This window comes from Actinomycetota bacterium, assembly GCA_005888325.1.
In the GTDB taxonomy this organism is placed as follows: Bacteria; Actinomycetota; Acidimicrobiia; order Acidimicrobiales; family AC-14; genus AC-14.
The window spans coordinates 175792-183097 of the sequence record VAWU01000023.1; the positions used below are offsets into that span (position 1 = coordinate 175792).

Annotated in this window: 7 protein-coding genes and 2 pseudogenes (1 of these 9 cut by a window edge); 4 read left to right on the forward strand and 5 right to left on the reverse strand. The window is 71.5% G+C overall.

Annotated features, from left to right (window positions below; all coding sequences use genetic code 11):
- Nucleotides 1-9 precede the first annotated feature (9 nt).
- From E6G06_08030 to E6G06_08045, 4 genes and pseudogenes are all read right to left on the reverse strand, one after another.
- The gene (locus E6G06_08030; protein ID TML92076.1) at nt 10-2682 is read right to left on the reverse strand and encodes an alpha-mannosidase; all 2673 of its coding nucleotides are present in this window, start codon (nt 2680-2682) and stop codon (nt 10-12) included.
- A gap of 48 nt (nt 2683-2730) precedes the next feature.
- Nucleotides 2731-3108, reverse strand: a complete 378-nt coding sequence (locus tag E6G06_08035; protein ID TML92077.1) for a response regulator — start codon at nt 3106-3108, stop codon at nt 2731-2733.
- 25 nt (nt 3109-3133) lie between these two features.
- Nucleotides 3134-3616 (reverse strand): annotated as a pseudogene (locus E6G06_08040) (ATP-binding protein).
- Nucleotides 3617-3643: 27 nt separating this feature from the next.
- On the reverse strand, nt 3644-4948 hold the full coding sequence (locus tag E6G06_08045; protein ID TML92078.1) for an alpha-glucosidase/alpha-galactosidase: 1305 nt from the start codon (nt 4946-4948) through the stop codon (nt 3644-3646).
- A gap of 68 nt (nt 4949-5016) precedes the next feature.
- On the opposite strand from E6G06_08045, the gene E6G06_08050 reads away from it, so the two are divergent.
- Nucleotides 5017-5343, forward strand: coding sequence for an RpiB/LacA/LacB family sugar-phosphate isomerase (locus tag E6G06_08050; protein TML92079.1), 327 nt, complete (start codon nt 5017-5019; stop codon nt 5341-5343).
- 24 nt (nt 5344-5367) lie between these two features.
- The gene (locus E6G06_08055; protein ID TML92080.1) at nt 5368-5664 is read left to right on the forward strand and encodes a GYD domain-containing protein; all 297 of its coding nucleotides are present in this window, start codon (nt 5368-5370) and stop codon (nt 5662-5664) included.
- 37 nt (nt 5665-5701) lie between these two features.
- On the opposite strand, the gene E6G06_08060 is transcribed toward E6G06_08055, so the two are convergent.
- Nucleotides 5702-5911: a hypothetical protein gene (locus tag E6G06_08060; protein TML92081.1), complete on the reverse strand. Its 210-nt coding sequence runs from the start codon at nt 5909-5911 to the stop codon at nt 5702-5704.
- Between E6G06_08060 and selD the strand changes: the two genes are divergently transcribed.
- Together selD and E6G06_08070 are read left to right on the forward strand one after the other, a co-directional pair.
- Nucleotides 5904-6965, forward strand: a complete 1062-nt coding sequence (selD, locus tag E6G06_08065) for a selenide, water dikinase SelD (GenBank protein ID TML92082.1) — start codon at nt 5904-5906, stop codon at nt 6963-6965. The two genes, E6G06_08060 and selD, sit on opposite strands and share 8 nt — an antisense overlap.
- 99 nt (nt 6966-7064) lie before the next feature.
- Nucleotides 7065-7306, forward strand: a pseudogene (locus E6G06_08070) (ribonuclease HII); it runs 431 nt beyond the window's last position.

Consider the following 7306-nt stretch of genomic DNA (forward strand, 5'->3'; position numbering starts at 1 on the left):
ATCCGCGATTCAGGATTCGGTGATGCGGGCGGTCGCGATGCCCCACGGCCGCAGCGCGAAGCGACCGTCGAAGGGCTGGAGGGGACGGCCGCGCAGGTCCATGAGCCAGCCCGAGCGGCCGCCGAGGTCGACTGTGGTGGCTTCCGCGCTCGGGTTGAACACGCGCACCTCGAGCGCCCCCGCCCGGCGCACGACGGCCGACACCTCGGCACCGTCGACGGTGAGCGCCGCGCCGCGGCCGGGCCGGTCGCCGCCGCCCGGCGCCTGCACGACCTCGAGGGGCAGGAAGGCGTCGTCGACCAGCGCGTAGGGCTCGGCGTCGCCCACGTACAAGCAGTAGCGGACGCGTACCGGCCCGATCAGCTGAGCCGCGCCGGCGGGCATGGGAGGACCGGCCGGCCAGGGCCGGTAGGCCATGTCGCCGTTGCCGGAGATGACCCCGGTGGCGCGCAGCAGGGTGACGGCGAGGGCGCGACCACCCTGCACGAGCTCGTACTCGAGGAGGCCCTCGTGCACGACCGTGAGCCCACCGGCCTGCACGAAGCGGCGCGAGGGAAACGTGGGCAGCGGTCGCTCGTGCGCACCGCCCTCGGCCTCGAGGCCCCGCTCGACGACGGCGAACGCGCATTCGGCGCGCGACCTGTCGGTCGGCGTGGGCAGCGGGAACCAGGCGCGGAGTCGGTGGTCGCGCGATGGGTTGTCGAAGCTGGTCTCGACGCGCAGGAGACGCTCACCCGCCCGCAGCTCGAGGCGCGTGGCGACGTCGACCACGCGTTCTCCCTGTCGCGAGCCGCCCTCCACCCGCTCGGGCCAGGTGAACGTCCGCGTCACGAGCACACGGGCCCGGAGGGGACCGGTCTCCTCGACGTCGATGCGCACCGCCGACGGCGAGTCGACCACCGCGTCGACCGGGGGCGGGGAGTAGTTGTACGTGTCGCCTGCGTCACCGTCGTCGACGAGACGGCCCAACCCGGCCACACCGTCGATGGAGAAGGTGCCGTCGGTCGGGTCGACCTCGATGCGCACGAGCCCGTTGTCGAGCGTGCCCGTGGCCTGCTCGGCGCGCACCGGGTCGAGCGCTCGGGCCTCGCCCGTCCAGGTCGCCCACCCGAGGCCGGGCACGTCGTCGACCCGAGCCAGCACGCGCCGCCAGCCCTCGTGCCGCACCTCGACCCGAAGCGGTTCGTCGTGCATCGCTCCAGCGCGTGCGAAGAGCTCGGCCAGCCGGGAGCCGGTGTCGCGTCCGATCCCCCCGGCACCCACGCGCAGCACCACCGTGTCGTCGTCGCCCCACTCGACGCGCGTGACGGTGGTGCGGTCGAGTGCGGCCCGGTTCACCAGGTCGCCGATGAAGGGGTTGAACGCGCGTGCCGCCATCGTCCGGGTCTCGGTCGCGGGCACGCCTCGGGCGAGCACCTGCAGCGGCGTGTAGCCCGACGGCGAAGCACCGGACGGCGTGTCATCCGCCGGCGCGGCGGCGGGGAGCACGAGCTCGACCAGGCCGCCGCGCGTGCGTGCGGAGGCGTTCACGACGACGGTGCCGGGATCGGTCATCGACCGACCGAGGGCGCGGACGGCCCGGCGGGCCAGGCCCGTCGCGATCTGGGTGGCCTCGGCGAACCGGTGCAGCACCGCGGCGCCCACCTCGTCGACCGAGCACGCGCAGATGGAGTCGTGGGCCGCGTTGCGGATGACCTCACGCCAGGCCAGATCGAGGAGTCGCCCCGGCCACTGCTCGGCCGGCAGGAACAGCGCCGAGAGCGGTTCGGCCCGGCGCTCGAGGGCGAGCTCGGCGCGCGCCGCGGCCTGCTTCACGTCGACGCGGTTGGACGCCACACCCATCAACAGGTTGGCCCGCGCGCCCGAGCGCAGCTCGCCCGTCCACTCGGGCAGGCCCTCGACCGGGGCCGTCGGCAGGTACTCGGCGAGCGACGTCACGACGAGCTTGTAGTCGTCCTGGATCTCGTTGACCTCGGCCACCACCCGGCCCAGCCACGGCTGGGGCACCTGGTGGTCGGTGCCGTTCATCCAGAGGAGCGGGGCGCCCGCGGGAAGGGCGTCGCCGAGCTCGTCGACGTGGGCGCGTATCCGGGCGACGAGGGCCTTGGCGTCGTCGGGGACCGCGGCGCCGTTGCCGTAGCCCACCCAGAGGTACTCGGCGCGAACCGTGGAGCCGTCGGGAGCGGTCCACCAGAAGCCCGTGCGGTCGACGGCCGCGGGCACGCCCCGCCACACCACCGCGTGCTCCAGACCCGCCTGGCGCAGCAGCTGGGGCATCTGGGCGACGTGGCCGAACATGTCGGGCAGGTAGCCCACGGGCATGGCCCCCCCGAAGGCCGCGGCTCGCTCGAGGCCGAGCTGCAGGTCGCGCACGATCGTCTCGCCCGAGACGAGGAACTCGTCCATGAGGATGTACCACGGTCCCATCGACAGCCGTCCGCTCCCGGCCAGGCGCCGGAGCACGGGCTCGGCCTCGGGTCGCACCTCGAGGTAGTCGTCGACCACGGCCATCTGCCCGTCGAGCATGAAGCGGGCATAGGCCGGATCGCGATCGAGGCGGGGCAGGAACTCGTCGAGCAGGTCGACGAGGCGCAGGCGGAACGTCTGGTACGGCTGGTACCACTCGCGGTCCCAGTGGGTGTGAGGGACGATCGCGACCCGTCGGCGGGGCTTCTGAGCCATGCACACGAGCGTAGGTTGCGAGCCGCGCCTCGAGGTCGTGCCCCGAGGTCAGCGGGCGAGGACGGCCTGCACCCGATCAGGTATCTCGAGCACGCCGAACGGCTTCTTGATGGAGTCGTCGGCGCCCGGCGGGCCCCGACTGGCGACGTTGTCCGAGAAGCCGGCGCTGATGAGGATGATGCGAACGTCGCGCGTCGCGGCGTGGGCCCGGAGCCGCCCGACCACGTCGATGCCGGTGAGCTTGGGCATCATCACGTCCAATACCGCCAGCTCCGGCAGGAACTGCTCGACGAGCTGGAGCGCCTGCTCTCCGTCGGACGCGGTGATCACCTCGTAACCGGCCCTGACCAGCCGGCGCGCCACCAGCGCGACGAGATCGGGGTCGTCGTCGGCGACCAGAACCGTCTGGGAACCGTTGTCGCCCATCAGACGGCCTGGAGCTCGCGATTCGCGACCGCAACGTCACCGTGAACGTCGAACCGTGTCCCAGCCGGCTCGTCACCCGGATCTTGCCGTTCTGCGCCTCGATCATCCGCTTCGCGATCGCGAGGCCGAGCCCGCTGCCCTTGATGGCGGTGTCGACTGCGATCCTCGTCCGGTAGAAGCGACCGAAGATGCTGTCGATGTCGGTCGGGTGGATGCCCATGCGGGTGTCCGCCACGCTGACGTCGACCGTGTCGTGGTCGTCGCCGCCGCGGACGGCGACCGTGACGTCGCCGCCGTTCGGCGTGAACCTGAGCGCGGCGGAGAAGTTCGTCATGACGTGCTCGACGCGGGCAACCCGTGTCACCTCGGAGATGAACCCGTTGAGCTGGTCGACCATGGCGTTGATGGTGTTCGTCAGCTCCAGCATTGGATCCTCCATGAGGAGTCGTGCTGCCGCTCGCGAGTGGAACGACACCCGCTGCTCACGGTGTGATCGGCACGCAGGCATCACGGCTGGACCGATCTTCTTCGCCGATCAGCTCAGCGTCGGCACCCAGCCTGCGTGCGCGTGCAAGAGGTCGTCGACCAGGGCCCAGACCTGATCGAGATCGAGCTCGGCCGCGGTGTGGGGGTCGAGCATGGCCGCGTGGTACACGTGCTCCCGGCGGCCGGACAGCGCGGCTTCCACCGTGAGCGCCTGCACGTTGACGTTCGTCTGGATCAGCGCGGCAAGTTGCGGTGGCAGCGCGCCGATGCGCGTCGGTTGGCAACCGTTGCGGTCGACGAGGCACGGCACCTCGACGATGCAACCCTCGGGCAGGTTGTCGATGAGCCCGTGGTTGGGCACGTTGCCGTACACGACGCGGGGCCGATAGGTCTCCATGCTGTGGATGATCCTCGCTCCGTACTCGGCGCTGCGGGTGACGTCGACGCGGGCATCGCTCTCCAGCTGCCGGCGCAGGTCGTCCCACATGGCGATCTGCGCCTCGCACCGACGTGGGTACTCGTCGAGCGGCACGTCGAAGCGGGTGACGAGGTCGGGCCGGTCGCGCTTGATGAACCACGGCACGTACTCGGCGAAGTGCTCGCTCGACTCGGTGACGAAGTAGCCCAACCGCCGCAGCATCTCGTAGCGCACGCGGTTGCCGGCCGGCACCCGCGCCTCGTCGACCACCCGGCGCAAGAGCGGATAGAGGTCCTCGCCGTCGCGCTCGAACCGGAGGTAGAACGCCATGTGGTTGATGCCTGCGGCGAGGTAGGTGATGTCGCGGTAGGGCACGCCGATGTCCTGGGCCAGCTGCCAGGCCGTGAGCTGAACGCTGTGGCACAGCCCCACCGTGCGGATGCGGCTGGCGCGGGCGATGGCCCAGCAGTTCATGGCCATGGGGTTCACGTAGTTGAGGAAGGTGACGTCGGGGCACAGCTCCTCCATGTCGCGGCACATCGACAGGAGGACCGGGATGGTGCGCAGTCCCCGCATGATCCCGCCGATGCCCAACGTGTCGCCGATGGTCTGCCGCAGGCCGAAGCGTTTCGGCACCTCGAAGTCCGTCACCGTGCACGGCTCGTAGCCCCCGACCTGGATCATGTTCAGCGCGTAGTCCGTGCCGTCGAGCGCCTTGCGCCGGTCGGTCGTGGCCTCGATGGTGACGGTCGCGCTCACGCCCAGGGCGTCCGCCACCCGCCGGGCGACCAGCTCCGAGGTGCCCAGCCGCGCCTCGTCGATGTCGAACAGCGTGATCGTGGACGACGCCAGCTCCTGGTAGCCGAGGATGTCGACCAGCAGGTTCTTGGCGAACACGGTGCTGCCGGCCCCGATGAAGGTGATCTTGGCTCCCACCCCCCGATCTTCCCGCGCAAGATGCCGCCGGGGAGACGTTCTGCGCGGGGTCGGGGATACTGGGCGTCATGCGCATCGCCTTCGGCACCGACGAGCGCACCGCGGTCACCGACGAGATGGTGGCGACGCTCGAACGGACGGGCCACGAGGTCGTGCTGCGGCTCGAGGACGAGCCCTGGCCCGACGTGGGTCGCCGGGTGGGCGAGGCCGTGAGCGGCGGCGACGCAGAGCGCGGGGTGGTGTGCTGCTGGACGGGCACCGGCGTGTCGATCGCGGCCAACAAGGTCGCCGGCGTGCGCGCCGCGCTGTGCACCGACGCGGCCGAGGTGCTCGACGCCTTCCTCACCACCGACCCCGACGAGGGCGAGGCGCAAACGATCGCTCGCGTCGGTTAGCGCGGTCGATTAGCGTCGACGCCCATGCCGACGTTCATCATGCTCTCCACGCTGGGGCCCGACGGTGCCGCCACGCTGCGCGACAACCCCGACCGGATCCGGGCGGTCACGGCCGAGGTCGAGGCCATGGGTGTGAAGGTCGTCGCGCAATACGCCCTTTTGGGCGACTACGACTTCCTCAACATCATCGAGGCGCCCGACGAGAAGGTGATGGCCCGGCTCGCGGTCGAGCTGGGAGCGCGCGGCACGCTCAAGACGCGCACGATGCCGGCGCTCTCGATCGACGACTTCATCGCCGCGGTCGGCAACGCGAAGCAGTAGGGCTCAGTACCGCCGGAGACTCAGTACCGCCAGAGACTCAGTACCACCAGAGGTTCCGGCGGTGCTTCTCCTGGCGCACGTCGTCGTCGCTGAACTCGGTGGGGAGCACGATTCCGTCGGACAGCCGCTTGATCCGGTAGCCGTACTCCGTGTGGTCGGCCACCTCGAAACCCCTCGCCCACGACTGGTCGAACCGGCTCCGAACCTCGACTTTGGTGCCCGGATCCAAGGCCTCTCCGATGATCACGGCTCATTGTGAGCGCACGAGCATCACCGATCAAGCGCGGGATACTGCTCGCGTGAACATCAAGCTCACCGAATGGACGACGTGTGGCGGGTGCGCCGCGAAGTGGGGCGCATCCCCGCTCGACGGACTCGTCAAGGCGCTCGCGGGGTCGGCCGACCACGCGCTCCTGGTCGGCCTGGCACCGTTCGACGACGCCGCGGTCTACCGCTTGAGCGCCGACACCGCGATGGTGTCGACGACCGACTTCTTCCCCCCGCTGGTCGACGACCCGTCGGACTTCGGCGCCATCGCCGCGGCCAATGCGTGCAGCGACGTCTTCGCCATGGGCGGACGGGTGGTGCTCGCGCTGAACATCTCGGCCTTCCCGGAGCGCCTACCGGTCGAGGTGGTGGGGGCCATCCTCAGCGCCGCCGCCGCAGTGGTCGCGGAGGCCGGAGGCGTGGTGGCGGGGGGCCACACCATCCGCTCGGAGGAGCCGATCTTCGGCCTGGCCGTGCAGGGCCTGGTGCACCCCGACCGGGTCTGGACCAAGGCCGGCGCCCGCGCCGGAGACACCCTCGTGCTGTCCAAGCCCATCGGCACCGGCATCCTGCTCGCGGGGGGTGGCGACGACGACAAGACCGCGGCCATCGCGCGCATGCGCACGCTCAACCGCCACGCGGCCGAGGCGCTCTCCGGTCTCGCCGAGGCCCCGCACGCGGTCACCGACGTCACCGGCTTCGGGCTCCTGGGCCACGCGTGGGAGATGGCAGAGCGCTCCGGAGCCACGCTCCGTGTCGACACCGGGGCGCTGCCCCTGTACGCCGGCGCCCTGGCCGCGGCCGAGGCCGGTGTGCGCACGGGCGGCGACCCGCGCAACCGCACCCACCTCGACGGTCACGTGGTCTCGAGCGCGCCCGCCGCCCTGGAGGCGCTCGCCTTCGACCCCCAGACGTCGGGCGGCCTGCTCGCCGCGCTGACCCCGGCCGCGGCGCGCGATCCCCGGCTGGTCGAGGCCGGGTTCGTTCCTGTCGGCGAGGTGGTCGACGGTCCCGCCTCGGTGCACCTGGCCTGAGTGCTTCTTGTCGCGCCCGACCACCGTCACGGTGGTCGGGCGCGACGAGTTGCAGAGGATTGCTGCCGCCGGCGACGGCGGCGGCGTTATGGTCGGACGATGGGCCAGCCCCCGGGGTCGCGCTCCCGGCCCCCCGCCCGGCGGACGGTACCGAGCCTGACGAACGAGCGTGCCCTGTGGGCCGACGGCCATGACATCGTCGCCGGCATCGACGAGGTGGGCCGGGGGGCCTGGGCGGGGCCGATCAGCGTGGGGGCCGCGGTGCTGCCCTGCGACCGACGCGTCTACCGCGTGCGCGACTCCAAGATGCTCGACGAGGCGGAGCGCGAGCGCCTGTTCGA